The sequence below is a fragment of the Desulfosarcina ovata subsp. ovata genome, assembly GCF_009689005.1.
In the GTDB taxonomy this organism is placed as follows: domain Bacteria; phylum Desulfobacterota; class Desulfobacteria; order Desulfobacterales; family Desulfosarcinaceae; genus Desulfosarcina; species Desulfosarcina ovata.
Genome location: NZ_AP021879.1, coordinates 5,380,913 through 5,399,120, shown reverse-complemented (window position 1 = coordinate 5,399,120; position 18,208 = coordinate 5,380,913). Strand labels below are relative to the sequence as shown.

The window sequence follows — 18,208 nt, the reverse complement described above, 5'->3', positions numbered from 1 at the left end:
TGTTCTCTCCATTCATTCCGTCGGGTGAATCATACATGGCTCCGCGGCGGTCGTGTCGTTGCCAAACACCCAATACGCCAGGGCCGGTGTTTCCATCATCTCCACCAACTGCTTCAATGTGGCATCAATCTGCTTTTTTTCAGCCTCGTCCAGTGCATTCAATTTCTCGGAGAAGCCTTCCTGCAGCGGCCAGGGAACATCATTGGCCGTCCGCGTGCCGCGATCGGTGAGGCGCACCAATATCTTGCGACGGTCCACCGTACTGCGCTCACGCGTGACCAGCCCTTTGGCTTCCAGCCGATCGATGATGCCCGTGACGGTAGCCTGGCTCAAATAGATCGCCTTGGCCAGTTGCCCCGGCGACAATTCCCCGTCCGAGAGCAGTTTTCGAAGACAAACCACCTGCGGTACGGTGAGTTCGTATCGTCTGTCGAGTTGCTTGTTGTGCTGGTCGATCGATCGAATAATCCTTCGTAATGAAACTAAAATATTGTCAGCATAGTCTATTTCCATATTTCCTCCCCGAACATACAGCGGACAATAGACAAGCAGATCAGGGCGTATGGGTAACAAAGTATCGGATCCGGCTGTTTTTAATCGGCAAATTTTATTTAGTGCTCAAAGTATTTTTGATCCCTTTGTAACCCATCAACAGGATAATGTCAACGCCGTGGCGCGAACCTCTCAGGGTGACCGCATTTGGATTGATTTTTGTTTTTTCGCGGGCATGGCCCGCTCCTACGCGTGCCAATCGTTTGGTTCGACACCGTTTTTTGTAGGAGCTGGCCATGCCTGCGACCGGATTTTTCTAATCCGGGCTCTAAATGCGGTTACCCTGGCGAACCGCTCAGGGCGATCGCCAAAATGACCGTCCGTATGCTATATTGGTATCCGATCAATTCCAAAAACCCATCGGCTGGCATCAAAAGGGGGAAACATGTCCAAGTCATACGACGTGCTGATTATCGGCTCCGGAACCGCCGGGCAGACGGCAGCATACCAGCTGAACGATAACGGCATCCGTATCGGCCTGGTGGAGCAAAGCCCACGACCGGGCGGGACCTGCGCACTCAGCGGCTGTCAGGCCAAAAAATGGTTTTACGAAGGTGCTGAAAAGGTCAGAGGAGAAATGGGCCGTTTCCGGACGGGCAATGGCTACAGCTCATACCGGGTCAGCTTGTTATAGAGTGACCGCCGGCTGATCCCGAGAATCGAAGCGGTGCGCTGACGATTGTTGCCCGTCCAGTTGAGTGTCCGCAGGATAATCTCCCGTTCGGCCTCTTTCAGGGTACATCCGACAGGCAGGCTTATTTTCTGCGGCTGTTTGCGACTCTCCTGAAGCCGTTCGGGCAGGTGTTCGGGAAGCAGAATTCCCCCGGTGCAGTTGAGCACTGCACGATGGACCACATTTTTAATCTCGCGCACATTTCCCGGCCAGTCGTAAGCCTCGAAGACCGAGATACATTCCGGAGAAATACCCACAATGTCACGCTGGTAGTCGTCACTGAACTGTTTGAGAAAAGAGTTTACCAGAAGGGCGATATCCCCGCCGCGTTCGCGAAGGGGGGGCAGGGCAATCTGGAAAATATCCAAACGAAAAAAAAGATCCTCCCTGAAACGCCCCTGCTCCACCGCCTCGGAAAGGTTCTCGTTGGTCGCGGTGACAATGCGGACATTGGCGGAGATGGTTCGCGTCCCGCCAATGCGCTCCAGCTTGCGGGTTTCCAGGAGCCTCAACAGGCTGATCTGCACTTTTTCATCGATGGTACCGATCTCATCCAGAAAAATGGTCCCCCCCTCGGCTTTTTCAAACATGCCCCGATGGCTCTGGGTGGCCCCGGTAAAGGCCCCCTTTTCATAGCCAAACAGTTCACCGGCCACCAGTTCGGGGGGCAGGGCGCCCAAATGGATGGGCAAAAAAGCCTTTCTGCTCCGCTTGCTCTGCTGATGAATGGCCCGCGCCACCAGATCCTTTCCGGTACCGGTTTCGCCGGTCAGCAAAACCGGCATGTTGGTGTTGGCGGCCTGGCGGATCTGCCGGTAAAGCTCGATCATCTTGGCCGACCCGCCAACCATCTTTTCGAAGGTGGTCTTGCGGGCCTCGGATTTCAGCAGCAGGTTGGGCGTGTACTGGGGCTGGTGCAGCAGGGCGGCCTGGATCAGCATTTCCAGCTCCCCATCGGCAATGGGCAGTTTGGCATACTGATAGGATCCCCGTTTAAGCGCCGAGAAAACCAGGGACATGTCCTTTGACGACGCCAGAAACAATATCTGGGTCGCCGCACTTTTTTCCGAAATGATATCCAGGAATTCCATGCCCCGAATACGGCCCAGCCGGGCCACCGAGCCCGTAAGGATCATAATATCGATGGCATGGTCTTCGAAGCGCTCAAACCCGGCTTCGATGGTTCGGGAGGCCATGATGGTGAATTTTTTTTGTGAACAGATGCGGTTCAATTGACGGATCAGTTCAACCCCATGTTCGATGACCAAAATATTGACTTTTTTTTTCATTGTTAGGTTTGAAATAAACGTTGTTTGAATGGAGTGGCGCACCTGAACCGATATAAAGAAAACAAACGCGGACATTGAAGCTTTACTTCATACTGTGTATTAGTTATACAGTCAATGAAAAGTTATGAATACCCATGGAAGTGTGTTCCGGGATTCCCATAGCACATCGATTTTCAACAACATCCTGAAAAATTAATTTGTTTTCATCGGTTATAAAAACTCAAAGTCCCCATCAATGTTGTGCATTTATTTTACGATCTCATGGTATCCCCGATAAGCATGTGTATTTTTTTTACATGCATGCGTCAAGCGGCATCTCATTCGGCTTTCATGCCTTTTCGAACACACTTATATTTATACATTTTTCCAATTGGTTATCCATATATTTAAGAAAATGGCACACATGTTGTAGGTCATTACGGTTTCCTGCGGACAGCCTGCAACGGTCAGCCCCAAAAGCGTTCGTCGGCATCGGCCGGAAATCCATGACGACGATTACGTCGCGGATTTCAGGGGTAGTACCGGCCATGAGCAGAAATGAGGCTATCCGTGTCAACCATTAATTAACGGTAAGGACACAACGATTTATGCAACTGGCAGAAACAAAACCAACCACAGACGCGAAGCTCGAATACCATGTCAAAGACATCAACCTGGCCGATTTCGGACGCCGTGAGATGGAGATCGCCGAAAAAGAGATGCCCGGCCTGATCGCCCTGCGCGAGAAATATGGACCCTCCAAACCCCTGGCAGGTGCCCGCATCAGCGGCAGCCTGCACATGACCATCCAGACGGCAGTGCTCATCGAAACCCTGCGCGAGCTGGGCGCCGAGGTGCGCTGGGCGTCGTGCAACATCTTCTCCACCCAGGACCACGCCGCCGCCGCCATTGCCGCGGCCGGCGTCCCGGTTTTCGCCTGGAAGGGGGAAACCCTGGTCGAATACTGGGAATGCACCCGCAAGGCCCTCACCTGGCCGGGCAACCAGGGGCCACAGCTGATCGTGGACGACGGAGGGGATGCCACCCTGATGGTCCACCGCGGCTACCAGGCCGAAGAAAATCCCGCCATCCTGGACGAGCCCACCGACAACAAGGAACTGCGGATCATCAACCAGACCCTGAAAGCGATACTGGCCGAGGACAAGGACTTCTGGCACCGGGTCGTCAAGGATTGCAAGGGGGTTTCCGAGGAGACCACCACCGGCGTTCACCGCCTGCAGCAGATGGATGAGAAGGGCGACCTGCTCTTCCCGGCCATCAACGTCAACGACTCGGTCACCAAAAGCAAATTCGACAACATCTATGGTTGCCGGGAATCCCTGGTGGACGGCATCAAACGGGCCACCGATGTTATGGTGGCCGGCAAAACCGCCGTGGTTTGCGGATACGGCGATGTGGGCAAAGGCTGCGCCGATGCCTTTGCCGCCCACCGGGCCCGGGTGATGGTCACCGAGGTCGATCCCATCTGTGCCCTGCAGGCCTATATGGCCGGCTATCCGGTGGTCACCATGGAACAGGCCCTGGCCCAGGGAGACATCTTCGTCACCGCCACGGGCAACTGCGACGTGATTACGGCCGAACACATGCAGAGCATGCGCGATCAGGCCATTGTCTGCAACATCGGCCACTTCGACAACGAAATCCAGGTGGACGCCCTGGAAGCGATTCCCGGGGTCGAAAAAATCAACATCAAACCCCAGGTCGACAAATACCGGTTTGCCGACGGCCACGCCATTTACATGCTGGCCGAGGGCCGTCTGGTGAACCTGGGCTGCGCCACCGGCCATCCCAGTTTTGTGATGTCCAACTCCTTCACCAACCAGGTACTGGCGCAAATCGATCTGTGGCAACACCCGCAAGCCGTTGGTGTACGCCGTCTGGCCAAGGAACTGGACGAAGAAGTGGCCCGGTTGCATGTGGAGAAACTGGGCGGCACCCTCACCCGCTTGAGCGACAAGCAGGCCGCTTACATCAATGTCCCGCCCCAGGGTCCGTTCAAACCGGAGCATTACCGCTATTGACCTGCCGCAACACGGCCGGTGGGCGGTCCAGCACGCGCCTGATTTCGTTGGCCAGGTCATGGATCACCACCGGCTTGAGCACAAACCCCTCGATCCCCATGGCGGACAAGTTGCTCTGGTTGAACCGCTCGCTGTAACCCGTACACAGGATAACCGGCGTGTTCGGACGACGCTTTTTAATTTCCGCGGCCAGTCGGGTGCCGGTCATGCCGGGCATGGTCAGATCCGAAATCACCAGATCGAATGCGTCCGGGCGGGCACGAAATACCTGCAGGGCCTCTACGCTGCTGGTCCGTTCGCTGACCGTGTAGCCGATTCGTTCCAACCGCTGGCGCAGCATTCTGGTGATGGCGGGCTCGTCATCCACCAGCAAGATGCGTTCATCGCCCCGGGGAAGCGGCGCCTGACGGCGGCCCGTGTCTTCCGTCGCCTCCCGGGCCTCACAAGGGAAACAGGCACGGATTTGCGTGCCTTCGCCGGGCACGCTGCTCAGATGGACATCCCCACCATGGCTCTGGACAATCCCCAGGACCACGGCAAGCCCCATTCCCGTCCCCTTGTTCTGCCCCTTGGTGGTAAAGTAGGGCATGAATATCTTGTCGCGAATGGCCGGGTCGATCCCGCAGCCGGTATCGGCGACCGACAGGCAGACATAGGTTCCGGCGGGCAGCGTTTCGGCACCGTTTTCAGCAGCATCCCGCCGGACCTTCCGGACGGCGACCGCGAGTGTCCCCCCGGTCTCTTCCATGGCATGGAAGGCGTTGGTGATCAGATTCATGGCAACCTGATGAATCTGTGTGGGATCGGCCACCACCGCCGGGCACTCGTTGTCCACCTTTACGTCAAAGGTGATGGTGCTGGGCAGTGACGCCCGGCAGAGCTTGATGGCCTCCTTGACAATGGTTTGAATTCGGATCGCCTTCTTCTCCTGCTTGGCCTGACGGCTGAACGCGAGAATCTGCTGAACCAGATCCCTGGCCCTTGTGGAGGCCTTGAGGATTTCGTCGACATGCTCCTGGAGGGGACTCGTTTCGGGAAGGTCCTCCCGAAGTATCTCGGCGAATCCCATCATGGGAAAAAGAATATTGTTGAAATCGTGGGCGATGCCACCGGCCAGGGTCCCGATGGCTTCCATCTTCTGGGCCTGGCGAAGATGCGCTTCAAGATCCAGCTGCTCGGTGATGTCACGTTTGACGGCCACGTAATTGACGATCTTCCCGCCCTTATCGAATACCGGCGAAATCGATGCCTCCTCGTGGTACACGGATCCGTCTTTTTTCCGATTGATCATCCGTCCGTGCCAGGTTTTCCCGGATGAGATGGTACCCCACAGCGCATTGTAAAACTCCTCGTCATGCTGACCGCTCTTTAAAATACGCGGATTCTTGCCGATGGCTTCTTCCTGACCGTATCCGGTGATCTGTTCGAAGGCCGGATTGACGTATTCGATGATGCCGGCCACATCGGTGATGACCACCTCTTCGGCGACCTGCTGAATCGCCGAACCAAGCCGCCTGAGTTCGACTTCACGATTCCGGTCGGCAGTAATCTCGCGAATCTGCTCGACGAGCATGGAAATCTTGCCCGCCGAATCCTTGATCGGAATGGTATTGATCTTGTACCAGCGGTTCAACGTCGGTTCGAAGCGTTCAAAGGTCTCGATTTTTCCCGATTCGAGCGCCCGTACGGTCGCACAGTGGTCGCAGGGCTGACGGTGGCCGAACAGTTCGAAACACTTCTTCCCGTGGACCTCGGCCGGCGCCTTGCCCAGTGCCGCATAACCGGCCTTGTTAAAGGCGATGATGGAATGATCGGTCTTTTGCAAACCAATGATATCCGGAATACCATCGAGAATGGTCTGAAGGGTCCGTTGCGATTCGATAAGGTCTGCCAACGACCGTTCCTGGTCAAGTTCCCGCCGCATCCGCACCATGTCAGTGACATCCTGGCACATGCCGAGCAGCTTGTTCTGGCCCCGGATGGTGATAATCTCAAAGGAACAGATACACTGGCGCGGGTTCCGGCTTCCGGGCATCAACTCGAGGGGCAGATTCTCGACGCGTCCGAGTTCATCCAGTAACGACAGCATTTTTTCACGATCCTGCCTGGAAATGACTCCCATCTCAATGGAAGATCGCCCGATCACCGCTTCCGGCAGCAGTCCCGTGGATCGCAAAAACGCCTCGTTAACCTCATCGAAGATGCCATCGTCAATGGAACTGATGCTCATGAGCGTGCTGTTCAGGTGAAAGGCCTTGGAGAACTTCTCTTCGGAATATCTCAGAGAATCGACCGCTTTGATACGCTCGGTAATATTCTCGCGGATCTCGAGGACACTGGCGATACCGCCGTCAGCATCGAACACCGGACAAAAACGGATCTTCCACGAAACGCCATCCGGAGTCTCGGTGGTGACGTTTTCAATTTGGCCGGTTCGGATGGTTTTGCCCATGGGGCACCGCCGGCAAACCGCGAAGGCCTGCTTCCAGATTTCCGTGCAGCGTTTGCCGATCAGTTCCTCCCGCGGCCGGCCGACAAAATCACACACCGTTTTGTTCACCCAGAGAATCTGCTGCTCCAGATCGTGCAGAATAATATGATCGGGTTGGTGGTCCAGGATGGTGGTCCGCTCGATATGGGCATCCGTCACGGCTCGGACGGAGGCCTGGAGCTTACGGAACAATACCGCGTACGGCCGCTGGAGCCCGGAGCGGACCAATGCCAGGTAGACCAGGAAAAAGGAGAACAGCTTGAGATAGTGGCTGATCAGGCTGATGCCCCTTTCCGGATTGGAAAAGAAGAGGGAGCGAAGCTCCGTGGCGACCATGAGGCCGACGGCCCCCATCATCAAGATGTGCATTTGCGGATCGAGCGATTGCCGCCGGGCATGGAGCAGCCACAGGGCCGCCAACAGGATGATGGTGAAAACGGTTTCGAGGAGCCGTTTGATGGGCGTTCCCCCGACATGGTCGATGAAACAGGGCGGGAATACTTTCCAGTAAAACACACTCAGCAGGATCATGGCCGTGACCAGGGCAAATCCGGCCATTACCGGACGGGGGTCAAGGCGTCGGCCCAGCAACAATGGGAATGCCGCAAAGGTCAGACTTTGCAGGCCCCGGGCAGCCACCCAGAGCTGGACGGCCGGATTGCTTTCCCCTTGAATCTCTACAAAGCCGATCTTTTTGCAGACCAGGGCGTGCATCAGGTCAATGAAACCGATGAACAACAGCGCGATGCCCAGGAAAACAAAGGCATCGTTATCGATCTGGCTGCGCGCATTCCAGACGACCATGAACAGGGCCCAGGCCACGGAGATGGCAAACAGCTCCGAGAGCACATGAGAGAGAAGCGGGTGGTAACCGTTGAGCACATGAATCAGGATCAGGGCGATCAATCCAAAGAGAATGGAATTGAAGATCATACGCCATGGGGAATCCTTCGGACCGCCGTTCGCATCTCGGCCGTCGTTCACACGCCTCGGATGAATGAGGCTCATTTCCATGGTTATCCTCCCCTTTCCAGGATTTCGGCGGTTCATGCATCGTTAACGATCGGATAAACGACCCCCCGGGCAAGGGCAATCAGATTGGCAATCTGCATCTCGATGGTGCGGGTGTTTCTGCCGCTGCCGCAAAACACCTTTCCCAACGGCAGAAGGCTTTCGTCGAACACCACACGGATGTCCGCGCGAACGGGAAAAGGCCCGACCCCGCCGATTTCAAAACCCAGCGCCGGCTCGACCTGCTCCGGTGCGATGGAGCGCAGGGCCTTTCGCTTGACCGCCATGGCATCGGCCAGTTTCTTGTAATGAATGCGATGACGACCGGTCACCGCAGCCAGAATCCAGTCGCCGTCCTTGATGCGGAAAACCACGGTCTTCAGCAGGTTGCGGGTCAGGTGGGGAACCTTTTGGTGGGCCTCGTCGATACTGGTGACGGGCGCATGGACATGGACATCAAAGGGGAATCCGCTCTGTTCGAGCATCTGAATGACGGATTGATAAACCATTGGTGGATAGCACTGTCAGTTAATTCGCATTTCGCACGTTGAAACCGCCCGGCCACCGAGGTCGACCGGGCATCATGCGTACCAGTTCCCACTCCTCTCCTACAGCATCGTCAGGTAACGGTCAACCTCCCAGGGTGGCATGCAGGGTAACCGCATGTAACCTTGGTATGTGATAAGCCTTACAGGGCGATCACGTACGGATCGTTACTATGATCCAAATCGAAATCGGGATCGCTATCGAAATCGAAAAGAAATGGGACGGAGGCGTGCAAACTGGATGTTTAGCGACTTGCGGTCAATGGTAAGCGGCGCCAAGGGAACTGGAAAACCGGGAACCGTCTATTGCCCTTTTGTCAACCTGTGATTCCAATATACATCGTCGATTCCGATTTCGATAGCGATCCCGATAAACCTGAGTTAAATGCGGTTGCCTTAGAGTGACATGTTTCATGAATTCGCCGCTCTGGATAAGGCGGTAGCAGAGGAAACCGGCCGGGCAGGTTTCCTCCGGGCAGGGAAGCACTATTCGGCAAGGGCTGCCAGCCAGACGGCAAAACAGTTTTCACCGGCCGGCCGCAGACCGAATTCGGCACCGGCCTTGAAAATCGCTGCCACCATGCTGTCGCCGTAACCACGGCTGCAGGTCATCAGGAAACCGCCACTGCCGTCGGCACGCTTTTCCAGAGGGACGATCTGGCAGGGAACGTGGCAGAAGGGCCCCTGCAGCAGAAAGGGCGGTGTTTTGGCAGGATCCAAAAGATCCAGGTTGGTCAGCTTTTCAGCGATCAGAAACGCATCGGGTCCGAAAAGGGCCACGCAAAGGGTCGCCTCGCCGACGTCGGTGTACCCGCTGAAATCAGGCAACGCCGGTGCCGCCGCGCTCAGGTGATAGATGGACGCCTGGGTACGGTTCATGCGATTGATCAGCGTGCCGCCGGCCAGCAAGGATTCTCCCGGAGCCGCCGGCACGGCCAAGTCGCAAGGGGTGAGATCACCGACATTGCTGTCCTGCAGATCCCAGCGGGTCTTGTGGGAAAGGTCCACGATCCAGGGCCCCTGCCCTTCGTCGTCATATTCCAGCGCCACGGTCCAGTTGTCGCGCACCTCGCTTTGGCGGGGAGTTACCCCGAACCGCACCGGCGATTCTCTTCTGATTTGAGACATTGTCATTACCTCATTACCGATTAAGGATTTTCAGAAAGCGATTTTGGGAAGGCCAGAGCAAGGAAGGTGGATTACTCATACTCCGACGACCGATAACGCCCCCAAAATCGTTTTCTGGAAAGACTACATTTTCATGCGTTCGCCCTTGGGATCATAGAACGGCATCTTCACCACCCGCGCATACCGCCGAACCCCGTTGCACTCGTCCTCAAAAATCTCCAGCCGGGTACCGATGTCGGCCAGCGGCCCCTCCACCAGGGCCATGCCCACGGACTGACCGGTGGTAAAGCTCTTGCGCATGGTGGCCACATAGCCGCGCACCCGGCGGTCCACGATCAGCGCGCCGTCACGGGCCGGCCGGTCATCCTCTTCCATGCGGATACCCACCAGCTTGAGACGATCAGGATCCTTCTCCGCCTGGCGCAGGGCCATGGCCCCGACGGTTTTGGCGTCATGTTTGTTGCGGTCCCAGAGAAAACCGAGCCCCACATCGAGCAGATTGGTGCGCTGCTCCGACTCCTGACCCAGAATGATGTGGCATTTTTCCATGCGCAGGACGTTCTGAGCCTCGACACCGAAATTGCGGATGCCGAACGCGGCACCGACCGCCTTGAGCATTTCCCAGACCGCCTTCATATAGGATGAGGGCATATGCAGCTCATAGGAGAGTTCGCCGACAAATCCCAGACGCATGACGCGCACGGGGATGGTCTCCTGAATGAAACATTCCGTGTACCCCGAAAAAGGCAGCCCCGTGTTGGAAAGATCGATGTCGACCACTTTCTCCAGGACCTTGCGGGCTTTGGGGCCGGAAAGGTTGATCACGCCCATGGCATCGGTCAGGTTGACCAGATGGAAATCCCAGCCGTCGAAGCGGGTGTGGTAACGGATCCACTCGGCGGTCTGCCCGGCCCGGCCGCTGGAGGTGGTGAAGTAGTAGTCGTTCTCCCCCAGCCGGGTCACCACGCCGTCATCGATAACGCAGCCGTCGTCGTTGCACATGGCCGAATATTTGATACGCCCAGTCTTTACCTTGCTCATGTCGGACACATAGACCCGCTGCAGGGCCTTGAGCGCATCGGGACCGTGGATGCGGAACTTGCCCAGGGTCGAGCCGTCGAGCATGCCCACATTGTTTCTCACATTGAGAATCTCCTCCTTGCAGTCGAAATCGGAAGAGAAGTAGCGGGCCCGCTGCCAAACACCGATATTGCGGAAGACACCGCCATCTTCGATCTGGCTGCGGTGCATGGGCGTGCGTTTGAACATGTGATGGTTGTAGCCGGCATAGGTGGCGATGAAGGTCGGCACCAAGGGCGGACGCTGGGTGGTGGGAATCGGCGTGTTGATGGATGCCGTATACCGGGCGACGAACAGGGGCAGATTGTGCCCCGGGATGCCGCCCTGCCCCGGCCCCGTGCCGGCGGAAGTAAAACGCTTGATCAGCTCGGGCACGTCGAACCCCATGGCAATGGCCTGCTTGATGTTCTTGACCGTGGTGTCCTCGTCAAAGCAGATGAAGCTTTTCCTGCCCTTGACCGGGGCGGTGACCAGCTTGCAGCCGCGCTGGGGACCGGGCAGTGCGGAAAGGGCCTTCTGCGCATCGGCCACGGCAGCGTCCATGTTGGCACCGGCGGCATCGGCGGCCTTGAGGCCGGCCAGTCGTCCGGAGGCCTCGATAGACGCCGAGTCGTTGAGACCGGTCATGCGGCCGGCGGCAAACATCTTCTCGGGCAAGCCGGTCGGCAGGAAGTAGCCGGTCAGGCTGTCGTAGCGCATGGTCGCCCCGGCCAGGATAAAGGGCCCGTTGGCCGGGGTCAGTCCGGCCGACGCCACCAGCAGATCGCAGGCAAATTCCCGTTTGACGGTGCCTTCCACCGTGGCCAGAGTCACTTTCTCCACCGCCTTGCCGCCGTGGGCCCGGGTGGCCACCCAGCCCTTGAGCAGCGGGATTTTGCGTTCGGCCAGGGCCAGCATCAGGCCGGGATCCTGTCCGTCTTCACGGATGTCGGCCACGCAGGCCACCTTGAGCCCCAGGTCGAACAGATCCGCGGCAGCCTCCAGCCCCAGGTCGTGGCCCACGGCAAAGACCGCCTCGCTGCCCGGCAAAATGCCGTAGGTGCGGGCCAGGCGATGGGCGCAGCCCACCTGCATGACACCCGGCCGCTCGTTGTTGTCGAACAGCAGGGGGCGCTCGATGCAGCCGGTGGCCACCACGACGCTCGCCGAACGGATCTCGATGTAGCGTTCGGTGAACGCGTCGGCCTCGCCGCCGACCTGAAAGGCGGTAACCAGGTTATTGGTGTAGCAACCGACCACGGCCGTGTGGGTGAAAACCCGGATATTGGCTGTCCCGGCCACGGTTTCGGCAAGCTTGCGGGCGCGCCGGTAAAGGGGCGTATCGTCAGCCGACGGGGTGACCCGGTAGTCGAAACAGCCGCCCAGATGCGGTCGGGCCTCGAGCAGAACCACCCGCTGGCCGGACTCGGCGGCAGCCAGGGCGGCCTGCATGCCGGCGGCGCCACCGCCAATGACGGTCACTTCAGCCTTCAGATAGCGCTCGTCGTACCGGCCTTTCATCTCGTAGTCGGCGGAAATGACACCCAGGCCGGCCGCCTTGCGAATCTGTTTCATGGCCAGCGGCCAGACGGCGGCGGGTTTGTGCATGGTCTTGTAATAGAAACCGGCCGGCATCATCCAGTCCAGCTTGTCCATGAAGGCCATCCAGTCAAAATCGGCGGAGCCGACCACGTTCTGGGCCTTGACCGCCATGCCGGATTTCAGCGGCGTGTTCTCGGTACGCACGTTGGGAATCCCGTCCACTTCCATGCAGGTGTTGCTGCATTCGCCGTCCAGGCTGTAAAGGCCGCGGGGACGGTGATATTTCAGGCTGCGCCCGAAAACCCGCACGCCGCTGGCGTAAAGGGCCGTTGCCACGGTGTCGCCGGCGACGCCCTGGATGGTTTTGCCCCGGTAGGTCAGAGCCCTTTTGTCCGCCGTATCAATTCTCAGGGTGGGTAATGAATTAAGCCTGTTCATTCGTTCGCCTCCGGCTGTTCGACCTCGATGTTTCGGGTGGTGTCCCGCCAGGTGGTAAACCAGACGCCGCATCCGTCGCGGTGGCACCACCACTCTTTCTGGACGCCCATGGTGCATTTGTTCATATGGACATAATCGCACCAGGCCGTCGGTGTCAGTCCTTCCTCGGCCGGACGGGGTCCCTTGTCTTCTCCCCCATAGCGGAATTCGTATCCGTTGCGTTTGCCGCAGACGGGACAGGTGAGGGTTAAAGCCATTTTCTTCTCCTTTAGTTGTCCGGTGTATAGCTAACCAGGGCGGCAGTCTCACCCATCAGCTGATGATTTTCGTAACGGCGCAGGTTGAACGGTTTGAGTATTTCCGGGCAGTGCCCGCTGGCCATGTACTGGGCCATGTATTTGCCCACCGCGCTGCAGGATTTGAAACCGAAATAGCCCCACCCGCAGTCCATGTAGAAACCGTCGATGGGATCGTTGCCATCCATGATCGGGGCCATGTCCGGGGTCATGTCGGCCAGGCCGCCCCAGATGCGCATGAACTTGACGCCCCGCAGGCAGGGCAGCCAGTCCGACAACGACTCGGCCTGGTGCTTGATGTAATGCGCCGTGTTCTGGGTGGTATAGTTGGGCCACTGGTCCATGTGGGCACCGGTGGCGATTTCGCCCTTGAGCGTCTGGTTGGCGTAGCAGTGGTAGGCGCCGGAGGAGACCACATGATCCAGGATCGGCTTCAGCGGCTGGGTAACCATGGCCTGGATCGTCAACACGCTGATGGGAAGCTTGATGCCCAGCATCTGGTGGATCAGCCCGGCACTGTACCCGCCGGCGCTGACCAGCACCTGGCGGGCATGGATGCGGCCACGCGAGGTGGTCACACCGGTGACTTTGCCCCCTTCGGTGTGGATGGCGGTGGCCTCGGTCTGCTGATGGATGTGCACCCCGTGTTTGGCGCACCCCTTGGCCAGCCCCCAGACCACGGCGTCGTGGCGCACGATGCCGCCCGGCGGGTGGAACATGGCGCCGTGAATGGGAAAGGTGATATCTTCGGAGATGTTCAGGGCCGGAACCAGCTCCTTGGCCTCCTTGGCGTCGATCAGGTGGCTTTCCACCCCATGGAACTGGGCCGTGGCAATGGTCATGCGGGCCGCCTTCATGGCCGCTTCGCTGTGCATCAGGTTGAGGTTGCCGCAGTTGTTGAACATCAGGTTGAAGTCCAGCTCCTTGGTAAGCACCGGCCACAGGTCGAGCGCGTCCTTGTAGAGCGGAACGTTGTACTGGGTGCGCTGGTTGGCCCTGACAATGGCCGTGTTGCGCCCGGCGGCGCCGAATCCGATGAAGCGTTTCTCGATGATGGCCACATCGGTGATGCCATGGTCCCGGGCCAGGAAATAGGCGGTGGCCAGGGCGTGAAGCCCGCCGCCGATGATGACCACATCGTAGCTGGACTTCAATCTGGGTTGGTTGCCCCACAGGGGCTTGGTTTTCCAGAACATACGCTCTCCTGCAAACATGAATGAAAAATTGGGTGATGGTGACTGGCGGCTGTTTTGTGCTTGCCAGTTTGGGGGGATGGTACAAGAATGAAATAAAACATGTCAAGAATAATTTTTTATCCTGAGTAAAATCATATCATTTTCCCTTGACAGGGACGATTATATTTATCTATATATAGGTAATTATTATTTAATTTTTTCAATCTGATATAATGAAAGAGTTATTTCATAACCCCCATTACAAAGAGGTTTTGCCATGCAGGACGCCCATGCGCACCCGGTCATCAAGGGCATTGTGAAACAATTGGAGTCATTGACCCCCAAAGGCAAGCTGTTGGGCAACTATATCATCCAGAATCCGCGCAAGGCGGTATTCATGACCACCAAGGAGCTCGCCGAAGCCTGCGGGGTCAGCGAGGCCACCGTGGTTCGTTTTGTGGGACAGCTGGGGTATTCCGGCTACGGTGAGTTTTTGCAGGCGCTGCGGGACTTTGTGGATTCCGGCCTGAGCCTGCCGGACCGGGTGGATCTGCCGGGCATGAAAGGTCCCGGCACCGATCTGCTGCACCGGGTGGTCTTTGAGGAGATGACCAATTTGCGGCAGTTCTACGAAACCATCGATATGAAACGGCTCGCGGATATCGTCGACCGGATCGAGAAGAGTCCCGCCGTTTACGTCATCGGGTCGCGCATCTCCTACACCTTTGCCTACTACCTGGGCTGGTCCCTGACCAAGGTGCGCAAGGGGGTCAACATTCTGAAAGGCAGCGACAGCACCACGATCGACTGGCTGACCGGCGCACCGGAGGAGAGCCTGGTGATCATCATCACCACCTCGCGCTACCCCAACGAACTGATCCGCATGGGCAAAGTCGCCCGGCGGCTCGGTCACACCCTGCTGGTGGTCACGGACAGCCGGCTGTGCCCGGTGATCCCCTTCGCCCACCAGTCGCTGGTGGTGCCATCGCGTTCCATTGCGCTGATCGGCTATCCGACCACGATATCATGCATCATCAACTATCTCGTGCTGGAACTGGTCAACCGGCAGCCCCCGCATCTCAAGGCCCACCAGGAGAAACTGGAGCAGATGTATCTGGAAAACGACATCCTGTTCAATATGCACGGGGATTAATGCCCTGCCCGACTTTACAGGGTTACCGCATTTAGATTGATTTTTGTTTTTTTCGCGGGCATGGCCCGCTCCTACGCGTGTCAATCGTTTGGTTCTACACCGTTTTTCGTAGGAGCTGGCCATGCCTGCGACCGGATTTTTCTGATCCGGGTTCCAAATGCGGCTCTCCTGCCCGACTTTGCGTCGGTGGTTGCACAACAGGCGGACTTGGCGATATAAAGGATTCCAGCAACCCCATTTCATACCGGCCAACCACTCACGGCAGCGTAAAGGATCACCATGCAGGCATTTACCGGCATCAGCCTGAAAACACGGTTGTACGGGCTTATTCTGGCCGCATTTATCCCGGTGACGGCGCTCATCGTCTGGGTGGCCGAAGAGCAGAAAGCGATCGAAACGGATGCCATCCGGCACAAAACCATGCTGCTGGCCCAGGCCGCCGCCGAGGCGGAAAACCAGCAGATGGCGGCCACCCGGGATCTGTTGAAAACGGTGGGCGATGCCTTCCTGGCCGTTGACGCCAATCCGCAACGGCTCTCCCGCCTGCTGGACCATCTCCAGGTGCAGGCCAGCGGGTATGCCGCCGTCGGCATCGTCGATTCCCGGGGCCGGTTGTTGATCGGCAGCCCCCCATCCGGAGTGGATGCGAACTATGCCGGCCGTGCCTGGCTGGCCGCCAGCCTCCAGCGCAACGGCCTGGCCATGGGGTCGTATCATGGGGAGCATATCCGGGGCGAGGCGGTGCTCTATTTCGGCCTGCCCGTCCAAAGCGGCAACGATCCGATGGCGGCCGTGGTTTTTGCCGCACTGGACCTCAACCGCATGAACCGGGTCATCTTCAGGCAGTTGGCCGAACTGCCCGCCGGTTCACGGCTGATCCTGTTGGATGAAAGCCGGGGAATGCTGCGTTATGATGTGGACAGCGCCGGCTGGTCCGTTCCCCGGGACATGGATCCGGCACTGCTTCGGGAAATCACCCGGCGCCAATCGGGCACCCTCGTGGCCACGGATGAGAACGGGATCGACCGCATCTACGCCTTTGCCCCCTTGACCAGCGCATTCAGGAAGCAGGCCGTATCGGTCGTTCTGGATCTCCCCCGGGCAGTCGCCCTGGCGGCAACGAAACGCATTTTCACCCGCAACCTGATCCTGCTGGCCGTATCGGCACTGATGGCCGTCCTGTCCATCTGGTGGGCTGCCGACCGGTTCATTCTCAGGCGCGTGGGGGCCATGGCGCGGGCCAGCCGGGAGCTGGCCGCCGGCAATCTGCAGGCGCGGATCGGACCGATCGGCGTTGCCGACGAATTGAGTCACCTGGCCGGTGTCTTTGACGAAATGGCGGCATCCCTGCAAATGCGCATCGAACGCGAAGTGCAGGTCATGGCGTCCCTGGAGCGCTCCCGGGAGCAGTTGCGCCGTCTGACCAACCATCAGAATACGGTCCGGGAGCAGGAGCGCATCCGCATCGCCCGTGAGATGCACGACCAATTGGGTCAATCGCTGACCATTCTCAAAATGGATCTTTCCTGGATGGGGCGGCACCTTCCGTTAGCGGATGCGGTGCTGGACGAAAAGCTGGGCAACATGAGCCAGGTCGTCGAAGATGCCATGGAGCGGCTGCATGCGGTCTGTGCCGAACTGCGGCCGGTGATTCTGGACGACTTCGGCCTGGCTGCCGCCATCGAATGGCAGGCCGAGGCCTTCACCCGTCACAGCAAAATCGCCTGCCGCCTGGAAAACGACGGTTTCGAACCCGATCTTCCAAAGGAGCAGGCCACGGCCCTGTTCCGCATTTTTCAGGAGACTCTGACCAATATCCTGCGCCATGCGGAAGCCGATGATGTGATCGTTCGCCTGGCAGCGCGCGGCGGCGAACTCTTTTTCCAGGTCGCCGACAACGGCCGCGGCATCACCCCGGAGGAGATCCACGCGCCGGATGCCTTCGGCCTGCTCGGTATCCGCGAACGCCTCCATCCGATTGGCGGCCGGGTCGCTTTTGACGGACGGCCCGGCCAGGGAACCCGTGTCACCATTCACCTGCCCATCGCTGCCAAAGGAGACAACCCATGATCGAGGTTATCATTGCCGACGACCATCCCATTGTCCGTGCCGGTCTGAAACAGATTATCATGGAGCAGGCCGACATCAGCGTGGCCGCCGAAGCCGCCAATGGCATCGATCTGCTTCGCCAGGTGCGCGAACGGGATTACGATGTCATCCTGCTGGACCTGACCATGCCGGGCATGGACGGACTGGATGTGCTCAAACAGCTCAGGATCGAAAAACCCCGGATCCCCGTGGTCATTCTCACCATTCATCCGGAGTCCCAGTACGCCCTGAGAATATTGAAAGCCGGTGCGGCCGGCTATCTGACCAAGGCCAGCGCCGACGGGGAGCTGATCAAGGCCATCCGCAAGGTGCATCGCGGCGGCAAGTATATCAGCCCCTCCCTGGCGGAGAGAATTGCCTTTGCCCTGGATGAGGATACGCGCAAACTGCCCCACGAGACCCTTTCGGACCGCGAGTACCAGGTCCTGTGCCTGATCGGCACCGGAAAGACGGTCTCCCGGATTGCCGACGAACTGGCCTTGAGCGTCAAGACCGTCAGCACCTACCGCACCCGCATCCTGGAGAAGATGCGCATGGAAAACAATGCCGAACTGATCCACTATGCCGTGCAGAACGGCCTGGTGGAGTAGACCGCCCGCACCGCCCTGCCCTTTTTTTAAAGCGTACCCCGCCGCCCATCCTATAGTGCGCCCCTCGCTCCCATGCTCGTGGGAGCGCAAGTTGTTTTGTACCTGATCGCCTCCGTTCCTCCCGACAGGACGCGCG

14 protein-coding genes are annotated in these 18,208 nt (G+C 58.3%); 6 read left to right on the top strand and 8 right to left on the bottom strand.

Annotated features, from left to right (window positions below; genetic code table 11):
* Nucleotides 1-12: 12 nt before the first annotated feature.
* Nucleotides 13-513, bottom strand: a complete 501-nt coding sequence (locus GN112_RS23760; RefSeq protein WP_155312474.1) for a MarR family winged helix-turn-helix transcriptional regulator — start codon at nt 511-513, stop codon at nt 13-15.
* A gap of 49 nt (nt 514-562) precedes the next feature.
* On the opposite strand from GN112_RS23760, the gene GN112_RS23755 reads away from it, so the two are divergent.
* Both GN112_RS23755 and GN112_RS23750 read left to right on the top strand, forming a co-directional pair.
* A complete protein-coding gene (locus GN112_RS23755) occupies nt 563-868 on the top strand; it encodes a hypothetical protein (protein ID WP_155312473.1) in 306 nt (101 codons plus the stop codon).
* Nucleotides 869-937: 69 nt separating this feature from the next.
* On the top strand, nt 938-1,186 hold the full coding sequence (locus GN112_RS23750; RefSeq protein ID WP_231717114.1) for an FAD-dependent oxidoreductase: 249 nt from the start codon (nt 938-940) through the stop codon (nt 1,184-1,186).
* Here the strand turns inward: GN112_RS23750 and GN112_RS23745 are convergent.
* The gene (locus GN112_RS23745) at nt 1,156-2,514 is read right to left on the bottom strand and encodes a sigma-54 dependent transcriptional regulator (RefSeq protein ID WP_162459087.1); all 1,359 of its coding nucleotides are present in this window, start codon (nt 2,512-2,514) and stop codon (nt 1,156-1,158) included. The genes GN112_RS23750 and GN112_RS23745 overlap by 31 nt on opposite strands.
* A 587-nt stretch (nt 2,515-3,101) precedes the next feature.
* On the opposite strand from GN112_RS23745, the gene ahcY reads away from it, so the two are divergent.
* On the top strand, nt 3,102-4,535 hold the full coding sequence (gene ahcY, locus GN112_RS23740) for an adenosylhomocysteinase (protein WP_155312471.1): 1,434 nt from the start codon (nt 3,102-3,104) through the stop codon (nt 4,533-4,535).
* Here ahcY and GN112_RS23735 read toward each other — a convergent pair.
* The 6 genes from GN112_RS23735 to GN112_RS23710 form a co-directional block, all read right to left on the bottom strand.
* A complete protein-coding gene (locus tag GN112_RS23735) occupies nt 4,510-8,040 on the bottom strand; it encodes an MASE3 domain-containing protein (RefSeq protein ID WP_162459086.1) in 3,531 nt (1,176 codons plus the stop codon). The genes ahcY and GN112_RS23735 overlap by 26 nt on opposite strands.
* A gap of 32 nt (nt 8,041-8,072) precedes the next feature.
* The gene (locus tag GN112_RS23730) at nt 8,073-8,546 is read right to left on the bottom strand and encodes a YbaK/EbsC family protein (protein WP_155312469.1); all 474 of its coding nucleotides are present in this window, start codon (nt 8,544-8,546) and stop codon (nt 8,073-8,075) included.
* Between the two features lie 522 nt (nt 8,547-9,068).
* Nucleotides 9,069-9,710, bottom strand: a complete 642-nt coding sequence (locus GN112_RS23725) for an aminomethyltransferase family protein (protein WP_155312468.1) — start codon at nt 9,708-9,710, stop codon at nt 9,069-9,071.
* A gap of 123 nt (nt 9,711-9,833) precedes the next feature.
* Nucleotides 9,834-12,749 (bottom strand): 2Fe-2S iron-sulfur cluster-binding protein, encoded by a 2,916-nt coding sequence (locus GN112_RS23720; RefSeq protein ID WP_155312467.1) that lies wholly within the window; start codon nt 12,747-12,749, stop codon nt 9,834-9,836.
* The gene (locus GN112_RS23715; RefSeq protein WP_155312466.1) at nt 12,746-13,006 is read right to left on the bottom strand and encodes a sarcosine oxidase subunit delta; all 261 of its coding nucleotides are present in this window, start codon (nt 13,004-13,006) and stop codon (nt 12,746-12,748) included. The genes GN112_RS23720 and GN112_RS23715 overlap by 4 nt, the downstream gene beginning before the upstream one ends.
* A gap of 11 nt (nt 13,007-13,017) precedes the next feature.
* Nucleotides 13,018-14,241, bottom strand: coding sequence for an NAD(P)/FAD-dependent oxidoreductase (locus GN112_RS23710; protein WP_155312465.1), 1,224 nt, complete (start codon nt 14,239-14,241; stop codon nt 13,018-13,020).
* Between the two features lie 256 nt (nt 14,242-14,497).
* Here GN112_RS23710 and GN112_RS23705 point away from each other — a divergent pair, with 256 nt between their 5' ends.
* The 3 genes from GN112_RS23705 to GN112_RS23695 all read left to right on the top strand — a co-directional run bounded on the left by GN112_RS23705 (nt 14,498) and on the right by GN112_RS23695 (nt 18,072).
* Nucleotides 14,498-15,373, top strand: coding sequence for a MurR/RpiR family transcriptional regulator (locus tag GN112_RS23705; RefSeq protein ID WP_155312464.1), 876 nt, complete (start codon nt 14,498-14,500; stop codon nt 15,371-15,373).
* A gap of 279 nt (nt 15,374-15,652) precedes the next feature.
* Complete coding sequence (locus GN112_RS23700; RefSeq protein ID WP_155312463.1) at nt 15,653-17,443, top strand: sensor histidine kinase; 1,791 nt, start codon at nt 15,653-15,655, stop codon at nt 17,441-17,443.
* The gene (locus tag GN112_RS23695) at nt 17,440-18,072 is read left to right on the top strand and encodes a response regulator (protein ID WP_155312462.1); all 633 of its coding nucleotides are present in this window, start codon (nt 17,440-17,442) and stop codon (nt 18,070-18,072) included. Before GN112_RS23700 ends, GN112_RS23695 begins: the two co-directional genes overlap by 4 nt.
* The last annotated feature ends 136 nt before the right edge of the window (nt 18,073-18,208 follow it).